Annotated in this window: 21 protein-coding genes; 5 read left to right on the top strand and 16 right to left on the bottom strand. The window is 36.0% G+C overall.

The window, feature by feature from the left end:
- The first annotated feature begins 9 nt into the window (after nucleotides 1-9).
- Nucleotides 10-3,177: an efflux RND transporter permease subunit gene (locus ACNQGH_RS05115; RefSeq protein WP_417954910.1), complete on the top strand. Its 3,168-nt coding sequence runs from the start codon at nucleotides 10-12 to the stop codon at nucleotides 3,175-3,177.
- Nucleotides 3,170-4,603: a TolC family protein gene (locus ACNQGH_RS05110; RefSeq protein WP_417954909.1), complete on the top strand. Its 1,434-nt coding sequence runs from the start codon at nucleotides 3,170-3,172 to the stop codon at nucleotides 4,601-4,603. Before ACNQGH_RS05115 ends, ACNQGH_RS05110 begins: the two co-directional genes overlap by 8 nt.
- Before the next feature lie 160 nt (nucleotides 4,604-4,763).
- Here the strand turns inward: ACNQGH_RS05110 and ACNQGH_RS05105 are convergent, their stop codons facing one another.
- Genes ACNQGH_RS05105 through ACNQGH_RS05095 form a run of 3 tightly spaced genes read right to left on the bottom strand, consistent with a single transcriptional unit; the run spans nucleotide 4,764 to nucleotide 10,524 of the window.
- Entirely contained in the window at nucleotides 4,764-5,852 is a 1,089-nt protein-coding gene (locus ACNQGH_RS05105) for an efflux RND transporter periplasmic adaptor subunit (RefSeq protein WP_417954908.1), read from the bottom strand.
- Nucleotides 5,842-9,126, bottom strand: coding sequence for an efflux RND transporter permease subunit (locus ACNQGH_RS05100; RefSeq protein WP_417954907.1), 3,285 nt, complete (start codon nucleotides 9,124-9,126; stop codon nucleotides 5,842-5,844). The genes ACNQGH_RS05105 and ACNQGH_RS05100 overlap by 11 nt, the downstream gene beginning before the upstream one ends.
- A 12-nt stretch (nucleotides 9,127-9,138) precedes the next feature.
- Nucleotides 9,139-10,524, bottom strand: a complete 1,386-nt coding sequence (locus ACNQGH_RS05095) for a TolC family protein (RefSeq protein ID WP_417954906.1) — start codon at nucleotides 10,522-10,524, stop codon at nucleotides 9,139-9,141.
- A 164-nt stretch (nucleotides 10,525-10,688) separates the two neighbouring features.
- On the opposite strand from ACNQGH_RS05095, the gene ACNQGH_RS05090 reads away from it, so the two are divergent.
- Both ACNQGH_RS05090 and ACNQGH_RS05085 read left to right on the top strand, forming a co-directional pair.
- A complete protein-coding gene (locus ACNQGH_RS05090; RefSeq protein WP_417954905.1) occupies nucleotides 10,689-11,726 on the top strand; it encodes a sensor histidine kinase in 1,038 nt (345 codons plus the stop codon).
- A complete protein-coding gene (locus ACNQGH_RS05085) occupies nucleotides 11,726-12,436 on the top strand; it encodes a LytR/AlgR family response regulator transcription factor (RefSeq protein WP_417954904.1) in 711 nt (236 codons plus the stop codon). The genes ACNQGH_RS05090 and ACNQGH_RS05085 overlap by 1 nt, the downstream gene beginning before the upstream one ends.
- A 127-nt stretch (nucleotides 12,437-12,563) precedes the next feature.
- Here ACNQGH_RS05085 and ACNQGH_RS05080 read toward each other — a convergent pair whose 3' ends face one another.
- The 11 genes from ACNQGH_RS05080 to ACNQGH_RS05030 form a co-directional block, all read right to left on the bottom strand.
- The gene (locus ACNQGH_RS05080) at nucleotides 12,564-13,778 is read right to left on the bottom strand and encodes a serine hydrolase domain-containing protein (RefSeq protein ID WP_417954903.1); all 1,215 of its coding nucleotides are present in this window, start codon (nucleotides 13,776-13,778) and stop codon (nucleotides 12,564-12,566) included.
- A gap of 353 nt (nucleotides 13,779-14,131) precedes the next feature.
- The gene (locus ACNQGH_RS05075) at nucleotides 14,132-14,656 is read right to left on the bottom strand and encodes a GNAT family N-acetyltransferase (protein ID WP_417954902.1); all 525 of its coding nucleotides are present in this window, start codon (nucleotides 14,654-14,656) and stop codon (nucleotides 14,132-14,134) included.
- A gap of 27 nt (nucleotides 14,657-14,683) precedes the next feature.
- A complete protein-coding gene (locus ACNQGH_RS05070) occupies nucleotides 14,684-15,277 on the bottom strand; it encodes a DJ-1/PfpI family protein (protein ID WP_417954901.1) in 594 nt (197 codons plus the stop codon).
- 248 nt (nucleotides 15,278-15,525) lie between these two features.
- Nucleotides 15,526-16,338, bottom strand: a complete 813-nt coding sequence (locus tag ACNQGH_RS05065; RefSeq protein ID WP_417954900.1) for a hypothetical protein — start codon at nucleotides 16,336-16,338, stop codon at nucleotides 15,526-15,528.
- Between the two features lies 1 nt (nucleotide 16,339).
- Nucleotides 16,340-16,867, bottom strand: a complete 528-nt coding sequence (locus ACNQGH_RS05060) for a heavy-metal-associated domain-containing protein (protein WP_417954899.1) — start codon at nucleotides 16,865-16,867, stop codon at nucleotides 16,340-16,342.
- Nucleotides 16,868-17,548: 681 nt separating this feature from the next.
- Nucleotides 17,549-18,124, bottom strand: coding sequence for a helix-turn-helix domain-containing protein (locus tag ACNQGH_RS05055; protein WP_417954898.1), 576 nt, complete (start codon nucleotides 18,122-18,124; stop codon nucleotides 17,549-17,551).
- A gap of 40 nt (nucleotides 18,125-18,164) precedes the next feature.
- Nucleotides 18,165-18,554 (bottom strand): DUF6010 family protein, encoded by a 390-nt coding sequence (locus ACNQGH_RS05050; RefSeq protein ID WP_417954897.1) that lies wholly within the window; start codon nucleotides 18,552-18,554, stop codon nucleotides 18,165-18,167.
- A gap of 122 nt (nucleotides 18,555-18,676) precedes the next feature.
- On the bottom strand, nucleotides 18,677-19,579 hold the full coding sequence (locus ACNQGH_RS05045) for a transposase (protein ID WP_417954896.1): 903 nt from the start codon (nucleotides 19,577-19,579) through the stop codon (nucleotides 18,677-18,679).
- 205 nt (nucleotides 19,580-19,784) lie between these two features.
- Nucleotides 19,785-20,216: a DUF2147 domain-containing protein gene (locus tag ACNQGH_RS05040; protein WP_417954895.1), complete on the bottom strand. Its 432-nt coding sequence runs from the start codon at nucleotides 20,214-20,216 to the stop codon at nucleotides 19,785-19,787.
- Nucleotides 20,217-20,274: 58 nt separating this feature from the next.
- Nucleotides 20,275-20,532 carry a GNAT family N-acetyltransferase gene (locus tag ACNQGH_RS05035; protein WP_417954894.1) on the bottom strand — a complete coding sequence of 86 codons (258 nt, stop codon included), beginning with the start codon at nucleotides 20,530-20,532 and terminating at the stop codon, nucleotides 20,275-20,277.
- A gap of 336 nt (nucleotides 20,533-20,868) precedes the next feature.
- On the bottom strand, nucleotides 20,869-22,047 hold the full coding sequence (locus tag ACNQGH_RS05030; RefSeq protein WP_417954893.1) for a DJ-1/PfpI family protein: 1,179 nt from the start codon (nucleotides 22,045-22,047) through the stop codon (nucleotides 20,869-20,871).
- Nucleotides 22,048-22,693: 646 nt separating this feature from the next.
- Here ACNQGH_RS05030 and ACNQGH_RS05025 point away from each other — a divergent pair.
- Nucleotides 22,694-23,608: a GlxA family transcriptional regulator gene (locus ACNQGH_RS05025; protein WP_417954892.1), complete on the top strand. Its 915-nt coding sequence runs from the start codon at nucleotides 22,694-22,696 to the stop codon at nucleotides 23,606-23,608.
- Between the two features lie 65 nt (nucleotides 23,609-23,673).
- Here ACNQGH_RS05025 and ACNQGH_RS05020 read toward each other — a convergent pair whose 3' ends face one another.
- Both ACNQGH_RS05020 and ACNQGH_RS05015 read right to left on the bottom strand, forming a co-directional pair.
- Entirely contained in the window at nucleotides 23,674-24,381 is a 708-nt protein-coding gene (locus ACNQGH_RS05020) for a LytR/AlgR family response regulator transcription factor (RefSeq protein WP_417954891.1), read from the bottom strand.
- A 3-nt stretch (nucleotides 24,382-24,384) separates the two neighbouring features.
- A complete protein-coding gene (locus ACNQGH_RS05015) occupies nucleotides 24,385-25,440 on the bottom strand; it encodes a sensor histidine kinase (protein WP_417954890.1) in 1,056 nt (351 codons plus the stop codon).
- Between the last annotated feature and the right edge of the window lie 123 nt (nucleotides 25,441-25,563).

Below are 25,563 nucleotides of genomic sequence, written 5' to 3'. Positions count from 1 at the left end.
CATAAATCAATGTTTAATAAATTTATACAAAGGCCGGTACTGTCGATAGTAATATCGCTCATTATTGTATTCATGGGAGCTCTGGCCCTTATTCAGTTGCCGATTACACAATTTCCATCCATATCGCCACCAAAGGTGAATATTACTGCTGAATATCCAGGAGCAAACAACGAATTGATGATTAAATCGGTAGTCATTCCACTAGAAAGAGCCCTTAATGGTGTTCCGGGAATGAAGTACATGGCCTCAGATGCGGGTAACGATGGAGAAGCCAGTATACAGGTGGTCTTTAAATTGGGAACGGATCCTAATCAGGCGTCGTTGAATGTTCAGAATCGGGTTGCTTCGGTGGTGAATAAACTGCCACCATTAGTGGTACGCGAGGGAGTTAAGATTACCCGTGAAGAATCCAACATGCTGATGTATGTCAATCTGTATAGTAAAGACCCTCATGCCGATCAAAAATTCCTTTACAATTTTGCGGATATTAACATATTATCAGAATTGCGAAGAGTTGACGGTGTTGGGGATGCAGATATTTTGGGTAATCGAGAATACGCCATGCGAATCTGGCTGAAACCAGATCGTATGCTGGCCTATAAGATATCTGCCGATGAGGTGATGGAAGCATTGAGTGCTCAAAGTTTGGAAGCCTCACCAGGTAAAACCGGTGAAAGTTCGGGTAAACGATCCCAAGCATTCGAATATATCCTGAAGTATCCCGGAAGGTTCACCACTAAGGAGCAATACGGAAATATTATTTTAAAATCCAACGCTAACGGCGAGATACTTCGTTTGAAAGATGTGGCGAATGTAGAGTTCGGAAATTCGATGTACGATATCTATTCCAATCTAAACGGCAAGCCTTCGGCGGCAATTGTACTGAAACAGTCCTACGGAAGTAATGCCAATCAGGTAATTAAAGATTTAAAATCAAAATTGAAAGAGATTAAGTCCAGTTCATTTCCTAAGGGAATGGATTATGAGATCAGCTATGATGTTTCTAAATTCCTGGATGCCTCTATTGAAAAAGTAATTCACACCTTGGTGGAAGCCTTTATTTTGGTGGCCCTGGTGGTATTTCTCTTCCTTGGCGACTGGCGCTCTACTTTGATTCCCCTCATTACAGTACCGATATCCCTTATCGGGACTTTTATATTTATGCAATATTTTGGCATAACGATTAATCTTATCACCTTGTTTGCATTAGTGTTGGCAATCGGTATAGTGGTGGATGATGCCATTGTGGTTATTGAAGCGGTCCATGCGAAGATGGAAACCAAACATCTTTCACCAAGGAAAGCGACAAGAGAAGCGATACATGAGGTGGGCGGAGCTATTATTGCCATCACGTTTGTTATGGCTGCTGTGTTTATTCCGGTTGCCTTTATGTCAGGACCAGTTGGAATATTCTACAGACAGTTTTCGATTACTATGGCCACGGCCATTATTCTCTCAGGATTGATTGCATTGACCCTTACACCGGCACTTTGTGCTATGTTATTGAAGAACACGCATGGAAAACCGAGAAAGCAAACGGTAATTAATAAATTTATAGACGGTTTTAATAAAAGGTTCAATGACCTTTCCTCTTTCTATAGAAAGATATTGAGTGCGATTGTGAACAGAAGGATGATTACTTTCGCAATGCTGATTGCTTTCAGTATCGGCACATGGTTCCTGAACAACAATCTTCAATCGGGCTTTATCCCTAATGAGGATCAGGGAATGTTTTATGCCGTAATTCAGACGCCTCCGGGTTCAACATTGGAAAGAACCAATCAAATATCCGAAAAGCTGCAAAAAATTGCCGAAGGCATACCGGATGTACAATCTGTTTCTTCCCTTGCCGGTTATGAGATTCTTACCGAAGGAACCGGTTCTAATTCAGGAACCTGTCTGATCAACCTGAAAAGTTGGGATGATCGCAAGCATTCTACCCAGGAAGTGATTGATGAACTGGAGAAGAAATCCAAAGACATTACGGGAGCCACCATTGAATTCTTCCAACCGCCAGCGGTGCCTGGCTATGGAGCTGCCGGTGGTTTCGAACTACGTTTGTTGGATAAAGCGGGATCAGGGGATTACAAAAAAATGGAAACCGTGAATAATGATTTTGTAAAGGAGCTGAATAAGCGTCCGGAATTATCTTCGGTATTCTCCTTTTACAGTGCCAGTTTCCCACAGTATATGCTGAGAATTGATAATGACATTGCCCAGCAAAAAGGGGTGACTATTGAAAATGCCACCAATACGCTTTCCACTCTTGTCGGAAGTAATTATGAGATCAGCTTTATAAAATATGACCGCCAATATAAGGTAATGGTGCAGGCATCTCCCGAATACAGGGCATTGCCGGAAGATATCCTGAAACTATACGTAAAGAATAACCGCGATGAGATGGTACCCTTCTCCGCTTTTATGAAACTGGAAAAGGTGTATGGACTATCAGAGATCACGAGACATAATATGTATAATGCATCGGAAATAAGCGGTCAGGCTGCAGCAGGGTACAGTAGTGGTGATGCTATTAAGGCGGTCAACGAGGTAGCGGAAAAAACGTTACCAAGAGGATTTGGAATTGATTGGGCGGGTATTTCCAAAGACGAGGTATCCCGCGGTAATGAAGCCATATATATCTTCCTAATCTGTCTGGGTTTTGTTTACCTGATCTTGGCTGCACAATATGAAAGTTTTATTCTGCCTTTCATAATTATTTTATCGCTTACGGCGGGCTTTTTCGGAGCATTCCTATTGTTGCAACTGTTTGGTTTGGAGAATAATATTTACGCGCAGGTTGCCATGGTAATGCTAATAGGCTTACTGGGGAAAAATGCCGTGTTGATTGTGGAGTTTGCGGTGCACAGACACATAGCCGGAGATTCGATATTGGAAGCGGCCATCGAAGGATCGATAGTGCGGTTCCGTCCCATCCTGATGACTTCCTTCGCCTTTATTGCCGGGTTAATCCCGCTGGTATTCGCCTCTGGTCCGGGTAAAATAGGCAATCGGACTATTGGTACCGCTGCCGCGGGAGGGATGCTTTTTGGAACTATTTTTGGAATCCTGCTCATACCAGGACTGTACTACATATTCGGCAGAATTTCAGAAAAAATAAAATTTGTTAAAAAGGAAGAAGAAAATCCATTAACCGAAGAAATCGATCACAATGTATAAATTCAAGCTATATCAATACCTTATCCCGCTAAGCATTTGCTTGGCGGTGGTAAGTTGTAAGGCCCCGGCCATAGTGCCGTCGAGCGCAAACAGTCCTGTTCCTGAATCTTTCGGCAGTACTACCGATACGACCAATATGTCAACCATACAGTGGAAAAATTTCTTTAAGGATAAGAATCTGGTGAATTTAATCGACGTTGCGCTAAAAAATAACCAGGAGCTGATGATCACTTTGCAGGAAATTGAAATCGCAAAGAATGATATCCGTATCAGGAAGGGTGCCCTTTTACCAAAAGTTAGCGTAAAAGCAGGTGCCGGGGTTGAAAAAGTAGGAAGGTATACCAGTCAAGGCGCAGGAGATGCGTCCACGGAGATACTTCCCGGTAAGGAAATGCCGGATCCGCTGATGGATTATGGACTGGCAGCCTATGCGAACTGGGAAGTAGATATCTGGAAAAAATTGCGTAATTCCAAGAAAGCTGCAGTAAGCAGGTATTTATCAACCATTGAAGGGAAGAATTTTGTGCTTACTAATCTTATAGCAGAGGTTGCCGATTCGTATTATGAATTGTTGGCACTGGATAGCCAGATGGAGATTGTAAGACAGAATATTGCGCTACAAACAAATGCTTTAGAAATTGTAAAAGTTCAGAAAGAAGCTGCCAGAACAACCGAACTGGCCGTTCAAAAATTTCAGGCTGAAGTGTTGACTTCGAAAAGCATGGAGTTTGAAATTCTTCAAAAGAGAAAGGAAACAGAGAACAGGATTAACTTTTTGTTAGGCCGTTATCCACAGGAAATAACCACCGATAAAAGTAACTTTTTAACTTTGTTGCCTTCGGTAATCAATTCAGGAATTCCTTCGCAATTATTGGCTAATCGTCCAGATATTAAACAGGCAGAACTGGAACTGACGGCTGCAAAGCTGGATGTAAAAGTGGCAAGAGCAGAATTTTATCCTTCATTAGACATTTCTGCAGCGGTAGGATTGCAGGCGTTTAAACCCTCTTATTTGTTTACGTTGCCAGAATCGGTGCTTTATTCGCTGGCTGGAGATATCGCAGCACCACTGATTAACAGAAATGCAATTAAAGCGGAGTATAATACTGCCAATGCACGCCAACTTCAGGCCGTGTATAACTATGAACGTACCATTCTAAATGCCTATATGGAGGTTTCCAATCAGCTTTCTAAGATCAATAACTTAGAAAAAAGCTATGATCTAAAATCGCAACAGGTGGCCGCCCTGAACCGGTCAATTGATGTTTCCAATGATTTATTCAAGTCCGCCAGAGTCGACTATTTTGAAGTGTTGATGACGCAACGGGACGCACTGGAATCTAAACTTGAACTGATAGAAACTAAAAAAGAACAACTCAATGCTGCAGTCAATGTATACAAGGATTTAGGCGGAGGTTGGAAATAAAACAATAGCTCAAACTAAGAGGCTGTCTTCTAAATAAAAAAAGAGACAGTCTCTTTTTTTATTTAGAAGACAGCCTCTTTTTATCTGGTTTAAATTCTAGCTACTCCAAGACATTACAACAGATACGCTCCATTTTTCTAAAAAGAGGCTCCAACAATGTTTATTCGTTTACGAGGTCACCTTCCTTAGTTTCTTCACTGGCAATTTTAATTAGTTTGTCTTTTATGTTTAAATCGCCGAAAATTTCAATTTTATCATCAATTTCTCTTCCTTTTTTAATGGCAATTCTGGATGCTTTATGGTCAGTCACCCTGATAACAAAAGTACCTTCAGCGGCATTAATCACGGCCGATTTTGGCACCACAAATGTGCTGTCTTTTGCATTGAGCGGCAATAAAACTTCAGCTACCATTCCAGGCAATAAATTACCACCTGTATTGTTTACGTCCATTTCAACACGTTCGGAGCGTAATTTTAAATCCAGGGCGCCAGACATTCTCTGAATCGTAGCTTTAAAGGTATCGGGTAGCGATTTTACAGTAAAACTCATTTGGTCACCTTTGTGTAAATAACCTGTGTATTGTTCCGGAATAGAAACTGCCAAACGCAATTTATTTTGTTGTTGAATGGTCAGTAAAGGCAAGTCAGAGCCTTTTCCCGAAGGGCCTACAAAAGTTCCTAAATTGACGTTTCTTGCCGTTACAATTCCATCAAAAGGAGCACGAATTTCGAGATAACCTCTCATAATTGCTACTTCTTTACGCCCTGCGATTGCTGCTTGATATTGCGCGTAATCCGAATTTTTCTTTCCGTTAGCCAATTCTAGATCGTTTTTAGAAATTGTTCCTTCCACTTTACTCGTTTCATACAGACGGTTGTAGGTACTTTTACTGGTTGCATAAATAGCTTCCATCGACTTTAATTTTGATTCGGCTGCGGCCAGCTGCGAACTGATTTCAGGAGCTTCTAAAACAATCAGAAGTTGTCCTTTGGTTACTTTTGATCCAATATCTACTTTTAAAATTTTAACAAAACTGCTCACTTTAGCATACAAATCCACTTGCTGAAAACCAGACAATTCGGCTGGTAAACGCAATTCAGTGCTCAGTTTTTCTTTTTCTAAAAGAATGGTTTCGATTTTAGGTTCTATTTCAGCAACAGCTTCTTCTTTTTTATTCGAATTGCAACTGCTTAGAAAAAATAGTGCTACCAAAAATAGCGTGGTCGATTGTAGTATTTTACTTTTCATTTTCTGATTTTAATGAGGATATATAATGTACACTTTCTTCGTCTTCAGGATCTAAAGAAATAGATTGTGTACTTGTTTTTTCTTGTGCCCAAGCAAAAATAAGAGGCAAAATTAATAATACGGCAAAGGTCGAAAATAATAACCCGCCAATAACGGCTCTTCCTAATGGAGAAACCTGATCGCCTCCTTCGCCATGACCAATCGCCATAGGCAGCATTCCCGCAATCATAGCCACACTGGTCATGATAATTGGTCGGAGTCGTAAAGCGGCAGCTTCTCGTGCCGATTCTAAGGCGTTGCCATTGTGCTTTCGTAATTGTTCGGCATTGGTAACCAATAAAACGGCATTGGCTATCGAAACTCCAACGGACATGATGATTCCCATATACGATTGTAAATTTAGTGTAGAACCCGTAATGGTAAGCAGTAGTAAAGCACCTAAAACTACCGCTGGAACCGTTGTTAAAATTACTAAAGAAACTTTGAACGACTGAAAATTAGCGGCCAACATTAAGAAGATTACAAAAATGGCAACCAATAAGCCGATTTGCAAACTGCTTAATGTTTCACTTAATACCTTACTCAAACCAATGGGTTCGATGAATAAGCCACGAGGCAATTCGCCCAGCGAATGTATGGTTGCAGCCACCTCTTTGGAAGCCGTACCTAAGTCGGTGTGGCTGATGTTTGCTGTAACTGTAATGTAGGGCATAGCCCCTAAATTATCATTTTCACCACTTACAAATGCAGGTGTGATTTTGGCTACATCACTCAAAACAGGGCGCAGTGAATTTCTCAATACCGGAATTTCACCAATGTCAGTTTTGCTTTTCATTTTATTTAAAGGCACCTGCACCTGAACACTATAGGACAATCCCGCTTTTTCATCAATCCAAGTATTTTTTTCAGTATATCTGGAAGACGAAGTTGAAGCTATTAAAGAGCGCGAAATATCGTTCATATCGACACCAAGTTCAGCGGCACGTGTTCGGTCAATAGTAATATTCATCGCAGGATAATGAATGGGCTGGCCTATCTGCACATCTCTTAAATAAGAAATATGTTGTAATTTTTCGACAATTTTATTGGCATATGCCTCATTCCTTTTTTTGTCTTTTCCGGCAATTCTAACTTCAATAGGAGTAGGGGAGCCCTGACTCAAAACTTTATCGGTAAGCTCGATTGGTTCAAACGAAATTTTTACATCAGGAAGAATCTTTTTAATTCGAGCTCTGAAATCATCTTTAAAATCATCCATATCGGCATGATAATCATTCAAACTCACTTGAAAAACGGCTTCATGAGAGCCAGCCATGAATAAATATATGGGGTTAATAGAGAACAAAGAGGGGTGCTGTCCAACATATACCGATGAAATTCCGATATGTTCTTTGCCTACCATTTTCTTTAATTCTTTTAGTACTAAAACGGCTTTTTCTTCGGTGCGTTCCAGACGTGTTCCTGTGGGAGCTCTCATTCTAAGCTGAAACTGACTCGAATTTACCTTTGGAAAAACATCTTTTCCAATAAAAGTAAGGAAGACAAGCGCTATAAGTGTAATGCCGATAAGATACACCAGACTGGTTGCTTTTTTGTATGGAAAAAGACGATCTAAGGTTTTCATAAACCGGATTCTGAATCTTTCAAAAGCGCCTATTTTTCCATCACTATTAAAATCGTCCCTTTCAATCATTACTTTTTTCTGACCTATAAGATCTTTTTCAGATTCAGGGGTTAATCCACAGGCATTAAACTCGGCTTCATCGTCTGTGATATTCGGAGCATGTTCTGTTTTTGGATGTTCTTTCATCAACCAATTCGCCATAACGGGGACAAAGGTCTGGGATAGTAAAAAAGAAATGATCATTGAAAATCCAATCGCCAATGCCAAAGGTAAAAACAAAGCTCCGGGAATTCCAACCATTGTAAAAGCGGGCGCAAAAACGGCTAAAATACAAAGTAAAATAAGCAATTTGGGCAATGCAATTTCTTTACAGGCATCCCAAATGGCGAGTGCCTTAGGTTTTCCCATATCGAGATGTTGGTGAATGTTTTCGATGGTTACGGTACTTTCATCCACTAAAATTCCGATAGCCAAGGCCAGTCCGCTCAAGGACATTAAGTTGATTGTCTGTCCAAATAATTTCAAAAACAAAACACCAGAAATAATGGATATCGGAATCGTTAAAATCACGATTAAAGCCGCACGTTTGTCGCCAAGAAATAATAAAACCATTAATCCGGTTAGCACTGCTCCGATAATTCCTTCGGTAATTAAACTTTTAACCGAATTAATAACATAAACCGATTGATCAAATTCGTACGATAATTTTACATCTTCAGGTAATGTACTTTGAATTTTTGGCAATTCGGACTTTAATTTCTGAACTACATCCCAAGTCGAAGCATCTCCCGCTTTTGCAATACTAATGTAAACCGAGCGTTTTCCGTTGACCAATGCGTATCCTGCAGTAATATCGGCACCGTCTTTTACGGTGGCTACATCACCTAAAGTCAGGTTTTGAACACTGCCTTTAAATAGCGGGATTTTTTCAAAATCGGCAACTTCTTTAATGGTATTATTAGTAGGTGTAATGTAGTTTTTATCCCCAATTCTCACGTTTCCGGAAGGGGCGGTTTGGTTGTTTAGTCGTATCGCCTCCACAATCTGATCGGGTGTCATATTATGTGAACGCAACAAATCCGGATCTACGTTGACCTCGATCGTTCTTGGACTTCCGCCAAAAGGAGCCGGCGACAACAAACCTGGAATGGAAGTGAATGATGCGCGTACATATACATTTGCCAAATCCTGTAATTCATTATTGGATCTAATTTTACTGCTTAAAACCAATTGCCCAATTGGCAAAGATGAAGCATCGAAACGAATGATAAAAGGCGGTTGTGTTCCGGGAGGAAATGCCGCCTGAATTCTATTGGACAGCGCACTCAATTCGGCAGCTGCCTGCGCCATATTGGTGTTTTCATAATAGGTCAATTTCATGATCATTAAACCTTGAATATTCTTGGTTTCGACTGATTTTACACCATTGGCAAAAGGAAGGATATTGACATAATTTTTGGCAAAATAGGCCTCCATCTGGTCTGGAGTATAGCCACCAAAAGGATGTGCAATGTAAATTACCGGCAAATTCATTTTAGGAAGAATATCTACCTTAATGTCTTTGATGGCATTTGTTCCGAAGAAGAATAAACCTGCAACCAATACCAGTATGGAAATGGGTTTGCGGAGTGCAAAACGTATTAAATTCATTAGGATCTTTAATTAAAATTCATTTATAAATAAGTCAAAATTGCCAGTGGCTGCCGCTTTTAGTAAAAACGATTGCCAAACATTGTTATTGACGATATCGCGATCAATTTCAGCACGGTTTAAAGTGTAGATGGTTTGCGTCAGATCGGTCAAAGTGGTTAGGCCGTTTTTGTATAAAGTCGATTTTTGCAAATAAGCCTGAGCAGCAGCATTTACCTGAACCGGCGCTTCAGCATAATTGTCCAGCGTAATTTTTATTTTGTCATCAGCTAAACTCAATTGGGACTTTAATTCCCTGTCAATCTGATTGTATTCTTCTTGTAAACCTTGCGAAATAAACTTTTGAGCGCTAACTTGTTTGCTCATCCTGAATGGAGTGGTTAAATTCCACGTAATTCCAACTCCAACCAGATAATTGGTACGATCCGGACTTACGCCATCCCAATAATTTCGATTGAAAGACGTTTGATTGGCTCCGTAATCCGGATTGAATCCAGATGCTCTTGTTTGCAGGACACCAAACATGCTCATTGTCGGATAATAGAATCTTTTGTATAATTTGACCTGTTGATTGCTGTAATCAATTTTAGTTTTATAATATTGAAGTAGGGGATGCAAAGTATCTTTTGTTGCGTTTTCCACCAGTAGTCGACTCGGGATTTGATTTACAAAAAGGGTATCGGCGACAAAATCCTGAGGGGAAGCTCCCATCAAATCAACTAATTTATTATTTTGTTCCTTGACAAAATTTTTAGCCAGATTTAAAGCAATTTTGGCTTTTGAAACTTCGGCTGTAGCTAAGGTAGAGTCCACTCCGGCAAGTAATCCGTTTTTAACCCGGGCTGCTGCTGTTTTTTTGAATATTTGAGCACGATCTAAATTCTTTTGCTGAGAAATCAACAATCTTTGACTGGCTAACAGATTCAGGTAAGCCGCCGAAATTTTGATTTCTTGTTGAAATTTTTCCTGTTGCAAATCATTTTCACGACTCTTAACATCAATTTTGGCCAGATTGATTTTTTGTTGTGTTTTCCCGAAAGTAAAAAAGTCCCAGTTCATGTTGACTAAATACAAGGCGCCAAATGCAGCATTCCAGTTTTGTTCCGGTAATGCAGGTCCGGAAGAAGCGGTGCCTAATCCATTAAAACCGTATAAAGCACCATTTTGCCCATTAATCGTACCATAATCTTGTTGCGCGGACAGGTTAAGATTGGGCAAATAATCGCGATGAGATTGTTTGAGATTTTCTTTTGAAGCATTGGTATAGTTGCTTTTTGCTTTTATCAAACCATAGTTTTCAAGTCCAGTTTTTAGGGCCTCTTTTAAAGACAAGGATTGTGCAAAACCAGCGGAAGCAAAAATCAGGAAAAATAATAAGGTAATTTTTTTACAATACATAAAACTTAGGGTATGAAATTATCAAACAAAATTATTTCTCTTGGTCCGATATAAGGCATCTTAAATGATGTAATGGAATAGTAAATGACAAATTCAATTGGTCATTTATTGCAAATAAAAAATAAATATTTGTGCTTAATTTGTAAACTATTTAAGTATTACAAATGACTAAAAAAATTGATAACATAATGGATAATCAATGGTGGCAGGAAATTGCTGTTATTGCCTTTTCATTAACGCTTTTTACCCTGAAAAATGATTGGATGTTATTCAGTTCTTTGAGCTCTATTTTTCTGGGTATCTGTTACTATCTTGTCCTGTATTTGCATGCGCAATTTAACCGTTTTCTTATTCTTCCATTGTTATTTAAGGCGCAACGTCCTTTAGCGTATTTGCTTGTTTCGGTTTTGGCGGTGCTCATTTTTTCGGTTCTTTTATATGAAATTTCAAATATCTACATATTTAATAATTCGTATTTGTATCAAACCTCGCATCAAAGAAGTTATTTGTATCAATTGGCTAGTGTCTTAGGAACTTTGGTTTGTATTTTGAGTCCAATTATTGTTTTTAAATTCTACAGAATTCATAAAAAACAAACCGATGCGACCCTATTGTTCAATCAGATGCAATTGAATTCACTTCGAGGACAATTGAACCCTCATTTTTTATTCAATACTTTTAATACACTGTACGGAATTAGTTTAGAATTTCCGGATCGAACTCCTGATTTAATCATGAAAGTCTCACAGTTAATGCGCTATCAACTCGAAAGTAACAGTAAACAATGTGTCTCTTTAGAAGAGGAACTTTCATTTATTAACAGTTATGTCCAGCTTGAAAAAGAGCGTGTGGCCTACCGATGTGATATCACATACGATTGTAAAATTGATAATGAAAATGCCTATAAAGTTTCGCCCATGTTATTGATTGCATTTATTGAAAATGCATTCAAACACGGGACTTGCGCTATTGAAAAATGTTTCGTTCGGATTATTATTACCGTTGAAAATGGTTTATTACATTTACATGTTGTTAATTCAATTCCAAAGAAAAAAACAGAGGTGGTTTCGACCAAAATTGGCTTAAAAAATAGTATAGAACGTTTGAACCTAATTTATGGGAAAGACTATAAATTAGATATTCAGGATGATAAAAACACGTATATTGTAGATTTGAAATTGCAACTCAAAAAGTTTGTATAATGAAAGAACCAAAAAAATGCATCATTGTTGATGATGAGCCTGTAGCGCATTATGTTTTGGCGAATTATATTAAGCAAAATCCGCAATTAGAATTGGTTTTTCAATGTTATAACGCTATTGAAGCCATGGATTATCTTCGAGAAAATAAAGTCGATTTGATGTTTTTAGATATTAATATGCCTGAAATTACAGGAATGGAATTACTAAAGATTATTCCAACACATCCTAAAACGATTTTAACGACGGCGTATTCTGAATTTGCTCTTGAAAGTTATGATTATAGCGTAATTGATTATTTGCTGAAACCGATTTATTTTCCTCGGTTTTTAAAGGCTGTTGAACGCTTTTTTTCAACAGAAAACACAAAAATGAAATCTGACGAAGCAGAAATCAATTCGGTAAGCGTGAAAGTGGATGGCTATTTTATGGATATCGAATTAAATCAGCTTTTATTTGCTCAAAGTTTTGGGAACTATGTCAAATTACACACCCTAAAAAAAACCTATTTAGCATCCATTACTACAAGCGAATTTGAGAAATGCCTTCCCGAAAAAAGCTTCATACGCATTCATAAATCGTATATAGTTGCTTTGGACAAAATAGAATCTACTGAAAAAGATTTTGTTATCATTAAAAAGGAAAAATTACCTATTGGTATTACTTATAAAAGAGAATTGTCTGATCGATTGAAGAATAGAATGATTTTATAAAAACGTCCCTTTTATTTAAGAAAATGCTCCCAATGCCCCAGCAAGGAATCCTTGTAGGATGATTTACAAGTGATTTGATCGCTAAGGTTTGAAGAGGGTTTATCTACTATTTCAGGCGTCTATTTCCCTAGTCATCGATGGCTTGCCCAACTAATTGGCGGAACTTCCAATCAGTATTATCCGTATCTTCATCCTGTGTTTGTTTCATTAAAATGCCAATAATTTTCTCTTTTGGGTCTGCAAAATATTGAGTATTAAAGTACCCGGCCCAATTGAATGTTCCAATACTGCCTTTACCACCAATCGTTTGTCCTTTGCCATCCAGAACACCAAACGCTAAACCATAGTACGCACCTGAATCGCCCCTTAGATCGCCTATTTGATTGCTCATCATAAATTGTATTGTTGTTCTGCTTAGTATTCGGATGCCGTTTAACTCTCCATTATTTAAATACATTTGAAGAAAAGCCGCATAATCTTTTGCAGTACTGGAAAGACCAGCGCCTCCAGAAAAAAAACGTTTTGCCCCCTTTATTGGGTAATCTGGATCATAAAAGGTTGTAGGGAATTTAATCCAGGCCCCATTTTCCTTTTTCTGAATTGTAACTAGTCTTTCAGATTTGGATTCGGGTAAATAAAACCCGGTGTCATTCATTCCTAGCGGATTAAATATGCGAGTTTTAAAAAAATCATCGAGTGGCATTCCCGATACTATTTCGATGAAATAACCCAATACGTCAAGTCCTTCACCATAGGTGAATTTTTCACCGGGACTGTGGTGCAGTGGAAGTTTTGCAAGCTTCTTAACACTTTCTTCTATGCTTATAGTAGCGGTGGTGAATAAATCTGTTATTCCTGCCTGCTTGTATATTTTTTGGAAACGTTCATCCTCATCTATAGCACCATATCCAATTCCTGATGTATGTGTTAAAAGATGTCTTATGGTAATGGGCTTTTTAGCAGGCATAGTATGATAGGTTCCATTTTTATATACGGTATCAAGCACCTGAGCATCCTTAAATTCTGGAATATATTTTGAAATTGGATCATCCAATTTGAACTTTCCTTCTTCCCAAAGCATCATTACACCGGTTGCTGTAATCGCTTTTGTTTGTGAAGCAATCCTGAAAATATCATCTCGTTTTAAGACCCTTCCTGATTCATTATCCGCCTTACCGAATGCTTTGTAGTATACAATTTTGCCATTTCTTACGACAAGGGCAACAATACCGGGAATGTCAGATCCTTCCAAGGCTTCCTTACACATGGTATCTATTCGTCCCAATCGTTCTTCTGACATACCCGCGCTACTGGCTGGACCTTCCTTGAGTAGGGGAGACATTTTAATCGATTTTGTTTGGGCAAAATTTGTCAGGGTATTAAAAGTGAAAAAAAGTACAAATAGATTTTTCATGTTAAAACAGTAAGTGAGTTAATTTGTTGTTTTACAGTATTTTGAATGTTGAACGAAGAGGACCCGAAGCAAATACCTTGAGAATTTTCATAGCGAATTAAAAGGAGTCCAGAGCAAGGAATTACTATAAAACTTGGTAGTGAGCGTTATTGTTTTTCGATACTTTTAGTTGATGTAGGAAAAATCATTTTAAAATAAACACCTTTTTATTTTAAACCGTCTTTTCGGTATTTTCAGGCTTGGAGGAGGCGGGCACGAAGCAAAAAAAAAGCCTTGTACCATCATTTTCGAGGTGGAATGACTCGCTCTATTGTTCTCTTTAATTCATATTCAATTTCATCATTTTCTAAATCCGCAATTTTAATAAAGTTGAGCCGGTCAAGAAGTTGTATCGCTTTTTCGTTTTGTGTAGTCGTAATTGCACGAACCCGTTTTAGTCTGATGTTATTTAGTCCGAAGTCTATTGCTAATTGCATTGCCCCAGTCATGAAACCCAGTCCCCTAAATTGAGGTAATAAAACGCAGCCAAGTTCTCCATCTCCTTTGTCAAGTCCGCGATAATACCCGCAAGTTCCTACGATACTATTTGTCGCTTTATCGACAATTCCCCAATGAATTGAATTCCCATTCTTATAGTCCTTGTTGATTTTTGCCTGCATTTCTGTTGCCTGCAACAATGTCGTTGCCTGAATAGAATTGTAAAATGAAATTTCAACAAGATGCTGAATGTCAGGCTTTAGAATTTGACGTAATGCTATTTTTTCGTCTGATATACAGGGATAAATAGCGTAGGGAGGTAATTCCATTTTATTTATTAGGTTGGTAAAGGTTTTTTATTGATTGCAGAAATTGTTTATTTCTTTATCTTCAGTCCAATGATATTCTATTTCAAATGCAGTTTTTCTTGCTAATTCGATTCCATGTAAATCACTTAAAAATGCAAATGTCATATCAATTCCTGCACTTACACCGGAAGAGGTGTAGAACTTACCGTCTATTGTCCAACGTGCTTGTTTAATCCAATTTACATTTTTTCCGTTACTTGTAACCCAGTCAAAAGCTTTTTTGTTTGATGTAGCCCTCCTGTTGTCTAATAGTCCGGTTTTAGCCAGTAATGCACTTCCTGTGCAAACGGTCAAAACATACTTACTCAAGCTAGATATAATTTGGATATCTTTTATGAGTGCACTATTGTTGATTTCTATTCTTGTTCCAAATCCACCGGGTATAATAAATATGTCTATTCCATTTTTTATAGTTTCTATTTTTTCTGTCAGAACTGAAACTCCATGAGTGTTTTTTATAAGTCCTCCGGAGAATGAATAAAATGAAACGGAGAATAAGTCGGTTAAACGGCCCAGAACTTCTACCGGACCAAATACATCCAAGGTTTCAAAATCATAAAAAAGTAAAACTCCTACTTTCATAATTTATTTTTTTAATTTAACAAAAAAGAGAATGCCAATCAGCATGACTCAAGTTCTAAATTTTTTTATCATCTGATACCATACTATAATTAAATTCTGAATCATTGTTGAACATGGATTCATTATTTTGCAATGATAAGATAATGTAAAATTAGGAATGTAAATTACACTATATAAGACAAAAAAGTGTCAAATAAGGACAAAAAGTACTGTTTTAACGTATAGTATATTTAGATCATTATAATGTTTTAATTTTTTATTGGATTAAAAAAAGTATATTCAAATTTCAAATAGATGCCGTTCGGAGCTGTCCTAAGCATTGAGGAATAAATCTCTTTTGTATAAGCAAAATTGATTTTCGCCTGACTATTAATGATGAACTGAATAGAAGGCACCATATCCAAATATGATTTGCTATTTTCATTTAGTCGTTGTCCCAAAAACTCTAGCATGATATTAATATTCGTTTGCTTGAAATGGGTATATTGTCTGGGATAGATTAACTTGCCTATTGAAAGTGAATAATTCATCGCATTATCGCTTTGCGAAGAAGGAAACCTGTAATTAGGTCTATTGTCTAAAGCTCTTTCAAAACTAAGGGAAGAACTGATGGCTGTTTTTTTAATTAGTTTCGTGACAACAATACCTGTTTCATAACCTGAATTATGTCCCATAGTTTCAATCACTTCCTGGTGAATATCGGAATTATTGATGCTGTATCTTCCAAAAGCAGCCATTCGAAAATGATTGTGCACGGCATCATTGGAAAAGAAGCGGTACTTGGCGTAAATACTTCCCCCTTCATATCTTAAATTATCCGTCCTGTTACTTATGAAAATTGTCGAGCGTACCATCCAATTTTTAGTAATACCCCAGGTGATTTCAGGTAATATATGATAATCATAACCGCTTTCTAACTGTCTTTTCATCCATGTTTGACCTAGATTGATACCAATGGAGCCTGATGGGACATTACTTGCAGGTTCAGTAACGACAAATAATTCCTGGGCTCTGGAATGAAAGGATAACAAAAAGAAAAGCATTATAGCTAACTGTTTCATTTTAGATAGTGATTAGATGATATTCTTCCTTATGATTCATGTTGTCAGAAGGATATTTTGATAAATTTTTTATATTCTTTTTATATTCTTTTTGTGTGATGAAACCTTTATCCACTATCTTTAATTTTGTTTTACCATTCAAAATCTTTGTTTTGGTATCTACAAATATGAGGCTGAGTCCATCTTTTTCAATTGCGAAATTATTCTCAATTTTAAGGTTATCGAAAGAAATAGTGATTATCATTGAACCAACAAAGAAGCCCGCTTTTTCTACTCTTTCCTTTAAAATTCCTGGGTTAATTGTGTTGCCTTTTTTTGGAAAAATTATAAAGGTGTTTGTGTTCAAATTAATAGCAATACTATCTACCTCAGGTACGGTTTTAAGTTGATTGTTTATGGATTTGGAACACATGGAGCAGGTAAGTCCTGTTGCTACAATTTCTACTTTTGATACTTGAGAATGCGATTTTAAACTTACTGTCATTATTAAAACAATACCAATTATTGTTTTTAAATTGAATTTTTTCATTTTTATTTAGTTTTAAAAATTAAATCAGTATTTCACAATGAAATCCATACTTGTTCAGATCGTCTATAATTCTTTTATTGTTTTTTTTTCTAATGCCCTCCATTCTTAAAATTTTATCGCAGTCTTCTAAATCAAAATTAATTTTTGCTTCAGTAAATATTTTTTTTAGCAGCCTTGTTAGCAATAGTGCTTCTATTTCTGTTTGTACATTGGTTTTGAAAATTTCTGTCATATGATGTAAATTGATAGTTTAAAAGTGAATTGTTTTTTAGGAACACTACAAAATTAGCTACACTGATTTTTCAATTTGTTATATTACTTTGGGATGTGCTTCTATAATTTTGGGATTTGATTTCGATAAATAATAAATAGGAAACACAGTGATTTTTAATGATTTATGTAAGAATAAAAGCCATTCCTGTAAAAGAATGGCCTTGGTGATTTTTGATAGATTATGCTACTATTTACAGGTAGCACAGGTGCAGTTTGAACCGCAATTACAATCTATACAAGTACAGTTAGGGTTATCACATTTCCCGTTTTCTGATTCCGGAGCACTCTGGCTCAATGACACTGATAATTTCATAATTATTTTTTTTAGTTATTTAATTATACAAAGATAAATCAGTGGAGCGGCTTCAATATTACATTACTTTGGGGTGCTATTGTATAATTTTGGGTTCATATACTGTCTAATGCCTTACGTTTTTCAGCACCAATTTTCTTAAAATAAGTGGGTGTTAAGCCTGTAATTTTTTTAAATTGAGTTGATAAATGTGCTACGCTGCTGTATTCAAGTTCAAAGGCAATTTGTGATAAAGTAAGTTGATCATAAATAAGAAGTTCTTTTGCTTTTTCTATACGTTGTTCAATAAAATAGTTTTCAATAGTTCTTCCTTCAACAGAAGAAAATAAACTGCTTAAATAGGTATACTCATGATGAACAATAGCTGAAATGTAAATTGAAAGTTTTATTTTATTTGTTTCGCTATCCATTTCATTTCGGGCTCTTTTCATGACCAGTTGCTTGATTTTTTCAATAAGTCCGCTGGTCTGATTATCAATCATTTCAAAACCTACTTTGTCAAAATTTTTCAATAAGCGTGATTTTTGATCAGCGGATAGAACGTCGCGTAAATGAATTTCTCCAAAAATGACCTTGTGAAAGTGAATTGATTCGGTTTGTAAAATATTTTCAACCGCCATTACACATCGAAGACAAACCATATTTTTTATTAGTACTGTATGTGCATTCATATTGTAAAGTTGAAAAGTTACTAATGATAAATTATTTAGTTTATATTTTAGATTTCTGCCTCATAACAATGAGAAGATAGATCCCTACGATAAAATCAAATGACGAACAAAACAAGTCATAATGTGGCGGAATTAAATCTGAACCGTTAAGCATAGTGTAAATAATATCCCATAAACCGTGAATGATATATCCTGCAGCTAGGAAATACATATTTTTCTTAATTCCATAGTAAGCAATTAGCAGGAAAAAAAATGCCTGAACTGCAGTAATGATTAACGCTGGAATACTTGACCATGTAAATCCAACATACAAAAAACCAATAGCTGAAAGTAGAAGGCCATAGATAATAGCTTTTTCAAATTGTTTTAAAAAGTGAAAAATTAGGATAAACAATAGACTTGATACTATTCCGATGATAAGTGGTGTCATATTTTTTTTAGTTTTAAATTTGTTTGCTAATCTATAGTTTTGGGAGCGTTAGTAATTTATCGCGCCCTAAGATTTATTATACTAGTTAATTTTTAAATTTAGTTATATATGCGAATCAAGGGTTAAAAAATTAAGTTTATAAAGGCAGCTGCTATCTTTCCAAATAGATGTACTAACAAGCCTTTTGTAGATCTAACTTTGGATGCTCTTTGAATATTGGTTTTTTCAATTAACCAATTGAAAAGGGATTCAATAGGTTGTCTAGCCCTTGATACTGCAGTTGAATACAGATCGTTTGAAGCCCTGTCTCTATTTCTAATTTCTTGACATTCTCCTTTTACTGCTTTAACAGGGGTCATCATTACAGAATTTTTTTCTTTCTCAAAATCAGAGAAAAATTCTTTGTTTTGATAGATTTTATCGCCAAAAAAGAATCTATTTTCTTTGGTTGACCATGCCTCTTTGAATACGGTTAAATCATTGACAGATGCCGGGGTAATTTGTATCTCCTCGGGAAAAGGAATTTTGTTTTCTCGTCTAAAAGCTAATGCATGAAGCTTAACTCCATAATAATACATGCTTTTTGTAGAGCAATATCCTTTATCTGTAAGGTCTTTGGCAACTTTTCCAGAACGCTTTCCAGAACAGGTTATAATCGGCATTGAGTCCAATAAGCTCTGATCAAAAAAACAATCCCCAGGACAGTAATCTGTAATCAAGCTAGTTACCAGTTCTTTGAAAGTTTCTGACAATCGATTCAGTCGATTGGAAAACGCAGAATAAGAACCAAGATTTGGAAACCAGGAACGTAGATATTCCACAGCGAATCGATGGATTTGCTTTATGGTAATTCGTTGTTCCTCTTCTAATGCGAATAAGTAAATTGTCATAATTTCTTCATCTGTTAAATCTTGCTTGTCGTTATTGCTGAATCGTTGACATGTATATTTTAAATCTTTTTCAAATTGCTCACAAATTGTTGAATAAATTTGTACTATTTTTACGGCTTTAGTCTGAATAATCATATGTTTAAAAGTGCTTAGGACACACCTTAAATATACTGATTTTCAGACTTTAAAACAAATAATTTGAAAGATATTTCTTGTTATTTGTGTATATTTCCTGTTACTTTTCAACCCTTGATTCGCATTATATACGTTTATTTATTAAAAAACCCCATTACTAATCATTTGAGGATTGCCAGTTAACAGTCGCTCAAATTTCATAAACTTATTTGGATTTTATATGTTCGAAGTATTCCGTGCGACCAAATAAGGAAATTCCAATATATCCTCTAACCTTAAGTTTGTCTCCAATCAGACTCATTTTACAATTGTATGTTTTACCGCTTTCGGGATCATAAATTAAACCGTTGCCATATTCTCCATCACTATAGGAAAAATTTGATAGCAAGTCTATACCCAGAACGTCTCTTTTTCTTAATGAGGCATTCGGGTTTTCAATATCTTTTCTTGGAATTGCTACCCAAATGGATTTTCCAAAATAAGATTCCCCTTTTTTATAAATTTCTATTTTTGCATCTTTTTTTGGAGACCAAAAGGTACCGATTATTTTGTCTGCCTCTCTGGATTTTGATTGCCCAAAGGCGAGTGTTAACTGCAATACAAATGCTAGTATAAGTAGGTAGGGTGTTTTTATCATGATTTCTTTTTTTAAATTTGTTTAGCGATTTTTTTAAGCTTCAGGCTGAACTTTTCTGCTAATAGAGACTCTTACTGAAACATATTCTACTTATAACATTTTCATACTGTCCAAAATTAGGGATAACCGAATATCCCGATTTTTGATATAGTTTAATAGCTTCCGGTTGTCTTTTGCCAGTTTCCAGTATACATTTCGAATAATTGAGTTCTGTCGCCCACAGCTCTAATTGATTTAAAATATGGAGTGCAATTCCTTTGCCTCTAAAATTGGAATGAACGAACATTCGTTTAATTTCTGCCGTTTCCGTATCCAATTTCTTAAAGGCACCACATCCTATAGCTTTATCTTCGATATAATAAATAATTACATTTCGAATTGTATCTATTGTATTAAATTGAATAAAAAAATGATGTTCATCTCAAAAAAAAGACAAGATTTTTAAAATCCAAATCATCAGAGGAGGTTCTTTTTATAGTAATCATGAATTTTAGATTTAATTTTACTAATGCGATCTTTACAGTTACGCTCCTTACTAGATTTGGGATTGCTACTGCTGTGATAAAGAGCAGGATATACCTAATATGATTTCTTTGTCATGGCCTAATTGTAGCACATAATTTGTTTATGTAGCTGCGATTGTTACTTATAGTTAATTATAATCCAAAAGTAATTTTGTGATATTTTTAAATTTGTTTCCATACTGCTCTGATATTCTTTTCAGACAAGTGTCTATAATATAGGGTTTCGTAGCAAGAGAATAGCTAACAATGCTTGCTGTACCAAATTTTTTGGATTCGGATGCTAAAAAATTTTCGGGCATCAATACATGCAGTTCATCCAATTTTATGGTATCCATTTTAGCAGTTGGAAAAAGCAGCAACCCGTATTTTGATTTTACAGAAGAACCGTTTAATACCACCGTCTGATTGGAAGCAGGAAAACTACGGCTATAGGTGTCTAATACTGCCGCCAGTGCAAGCTCATTGATTCCATTTTGCAACAGTACACCGACATGTCTGTTCTTTTTAAAAATCAGCTTATTGGCAATCGTAAATTTGTTTCGGGTGGCTACCGCCAAACTTTGATGTTCGGTTTTAATTTTACTGTAGGGATAATGAATTTCGTCCATCACTTTGTGAAGTGTTTCTGTGCCAAACAGGTCATTGATAATGGTAAGGCTGCCTTCAACGGCGTTGGATACGCCTGCAGTACTATATAAATTTCCTTCCTGTGTCACTGCTATATTGGATACCCAGTTTGGTTTTTTAAAATAGGCTTTACTTTCTGCAAAATCGGAAGCATGGGTTGTTACTGTCTTTCCGTCGTAAATTCCTGTAGCGGATGCAACTAATGAGCCTGCACAGACTGAAAGAATTTTGGTTTTATCATTATATTTTTCTTTTATCCACTTAATGGTTGCCGAATTAGGCTCTTTGAATACTTTGACCATTGCAGGTAATACAATAACGTCTGGTTGAATTTTTAATGAATCCATTTCCTTGAAGGTTAAATTAGGCATTGCGAAAACGCCTTTGAGCAGGGCAATTGGATTTTTTTTTTCTGCAACAATATATACGTTCGCTTTTTCAGCCGCATTGAGCAGATAAAATGGTGCCATAAGGTCAAATATTTCGGTTCCCTCTGTCTTGGCAATAATAGCCACTGTTTTTTTACTACTGTCGTAAATTAGAGGTAGCGGATTGTAATGTGTATCCCCTTGGTAAGCTGGAATCCGGTTGAACTCACGCAATGGCTGGCAGCCAACATAAATCAATGTTGATAAAAATAACAACGGTATCATTATCAGGTATTTTTTTTTACTTTTCATTTTCGATTTTTTTAAATTGTTTTCGTAACTGCTCCGCATCAATATTTCTACTATAATTAACTGGTCTAGTCAAGTATTTTTACTTTTAACAGAACAAAATTAGGGCATCATATCATTGGGAAATTGACAATAAAGCGTCAAATAAGGACAACATCAATAATTTAATACAGTGTGATTTGTTTTTTGCTGTTTATTGAGAACCAGCTGTTGGATGGATTGGCATAAATTGTACGGGCTTTGTTGCAAAAGTTGTTGGAATTTTAACGGGACTTACTTTTGTTTGTCATTTTTCATGTAATGCCGCCCATTTGCTTTTGCCGAACTGTGAAAAATACCAAGCAGAAGTAACCATTGTAGTATACTAATGGCTCTAGGACAATTAAGTCTGGCTTTTTGGTTACTATTTAAGGGAGGTAAGAAGAGAGATTATTTCTTTAGGATAGAGTTTTGGGGATTTAAAATTAAATAAAGAAGAATAGAGTAACCCAAGACGAAAAGACACCAGGTAGTGGAATGAGGCGGCGGGAGACTCAAATAAAGAGTAAGAAAATAAATATTTCAATTATTGTCATTTCTTGACGTAATTTTGTCTTTCCATAAGTAAAAAAGCTAAATACATTTACATCAGTATTTTAAATTAAATTCCATGAAAAAAATAGCTTTTATAATACCTCCTAAAGTAGAGGTTTTAGACCTTGCAGGGCCGTTACAAGTTTTTACTGAAGCTAAATATTATGGCTTTGATATAGCGCTTGAATTTTATTCTTACCAGACAGAAACTATAAGTAATTCAGGACTCCCTTTTGGAAAAATTGCTAACTACAAAGAAGCTGATTTAAAAGAAGGGGATTATATTTTTATGCCAGGAATGGATTTTGAATATGTGAGAAGTATGGATTTCAGGGCAGAAAAAGAATTTTTCAATTGGTTAAAAGAAAGTGCAGATAAAAAAATATTTGTTTGTTCCGTATGCAATGGAGCTTTTGCTTTAGGCGAAGCAGGTTTATTAAAAGATACAGAATGTACTACTCATTGGAGAAGAATTGAAGAATTGCAGGAACGATTTCCAAGGGCTAAAGTTGTTACTGACATTCTTTTTAAAAAAAGTAATAACGTATATACAAGTGCAGGTATCAGCTCAGGTATTGATCTGGCATTGTCAATACTTGAAGAGCTAAAAGGCGCATTTTTTACCCATAAAGTGGCTAGGGGACTTGTAGTCTATTATAGACGCAACGACAATCATACCCAAAAAAGCATCTATTTAGATTACAGGAATCATATCAATCCAAAAATACACGAAGTGCAGGATTATTTAATTGACCATCTTTCTGCTGAAAACAGTGTTGAAGATCTGGCTTCTCTTGTAGCTATGAGTCCAAGAAATCTTAGCCGTGTTTTTAGGGAAAAAACAGGTTCTACCATCGTCGAATACCTGACTCTTTTAAGAATAGAATTTGCTAAGACAATGGTTAATAATCCAGAGTTCACTATTGAATACATTGCTTCTCAATGCGGGTTTAAAACGGCTAGGCAACTTCAAAGAATATTAAAAAAATAAAAGAACTGACACTTTCCAATTTTTTTTTCTGAAAATCTTAAAACGGATGTCTGGGTTCAAATTAATCATTCATTTTTAATTATATTCGAAAAATGTTCCCGATACGTAATCCCTATTGGTATACGCGTTTTATTGATTATAACTGCCGCTTTCTCAATAATTTCAATATGTTTCAATGAAATGATATAGGATTTATGAATCCGTTTAAACGTATTGCCGGGCAACATCTTTACTATTTCGTTCATAGGAAGCAGTGTCATGATTTTACCTTTTAGCGTATAAAAGAGCATGTAATTCCCAGCTGCTTCGATATACAAAATATCTTCCGCTGCTATTTTGAATGTTTTAGAACCACTTTTAATCAGTAGCGATGGGCTATGTGATTCATTGTTAACAAGAACTGTAAGCGCTTCTTTTTTTAAGGAGGAGAGGTCTATCGCCTTGTTCACTCCTTTAAGAAATCGATCATATTTCACAGGTTTCAACAGATAGTCTACTGCATTGAACTCATAACTTTCGGCTCCGTATTCTGAGTAGGCCGTGGTAAAAATAATTTTTGGAAGCACGGGTAATGTCTTCAATAATTCAATGCCGGACAATTCCGGCATATTAATATCAATAAATACTAAATCTACAGGTGTTTTGAGTAGGAAATTCATTGCCTTGAAGGGGTTGGTAAATCCAGCAACAAATTCCAAAAAAGGTGTTTTTTGAATGTAGCCTGAGATCAATTCAAGAGCCAACGGTTCATCATCAATAGCGATACATTTCATAAATTAAATAGTTTTTAGTTGTATTTCTAATCGTACCTGAAAAAAATGTTCTTCATTATTAATCTCTAATTTATGTAGGCTGGGATAGAGCAGTAGTAGCCTTTCTTTAACATTTTTCATTCCAATTCCTGAATGCGCTGTGTCAGTTCCTATCGTACCGTTATTCTTTAAATTTTTTGTTTCAAGTATCAATGTTGTTGAACTTAAAGATAGGGATATGGACATTTCAGGCTTCTTAGTTAGCATGACGCCATGTTTAAATACATTTTCAATGAAGGGAACAAGAATCATCGGAGCAATTCTTAAATTTTGATAATTTCCTTTCACTTCATATTTTACCTGATCGGCAATTTCCGGTGACAATCGCTGTAACTGAAGATTAATATAATTATCGATATAATACAACTCCTTTTCGAGGATCACTTTATCCTCATTACTTTCGTACAAAACATAACGCATAAGACCCGATAATTTTTCTATAATATCGGCAGTCGCTTCGTCATTACTTTTAATGGCACTGGCAAAGGCCATATTTAACGTGTTGAAAAGAAAATGTGGATTGATTTGAGCTTTTAAATATTTTAATTCAGTAGTCAATTTATCGCTGACCAATTGTTGCTGTAATTTATTGCTGATTACCCAGTTTTTGGTAAGTCCATATCCTAAGGACAGAGACAAAATAAATGTTTTGGTTTGAAAGTTAAGGATGACGTCTGAAGAGAAAGGTTCTTTTTCACTCGAAAAGAGAGATATCATGTAAAAATAATCAAGAACGCTGTTTATCAGGATAATACCAATATATAAGGCAATCATCAGTGCACTATATTGCGCATAGCGCTGACGTGAAAAAAAACGGGGTATAAGGTATAGTGCATTACTGTAAAATAGTAGTAGGTTTAAAGTGGTACTCCAAAGCATAGGAGGATAAATACTGCCATCCTCCTTGTGGAAGGGACCCATAGTTCTAATCCGGAACCACACCAAAAAAAAGAAAGAACCCCAAATAAAAAAATGTATAATGGGTTCAATACTGCCTTTTAATTTGAATTCTTTGAACATTAAAAATCATTTAAGTAGTAAAGATAACTACTATATATTAAAAAGTTAGGATAGAGAACCTATAATTATTTGAATTGCAGCGATTACTATTTGTATTGCATTCGTCCATTAAACAGCGGTAGT

The organism is Flavobacterium kochi (assembly GCF_048286715.1).
GTDB lineage: Bacteria > Bacteroidota > Bacteroidia > Flavobacteriales > Flavobacteriaceae > Flavobacterium.
This window is presented reverse-complemented; position numbering and strand designations above follow the sequence as displayed.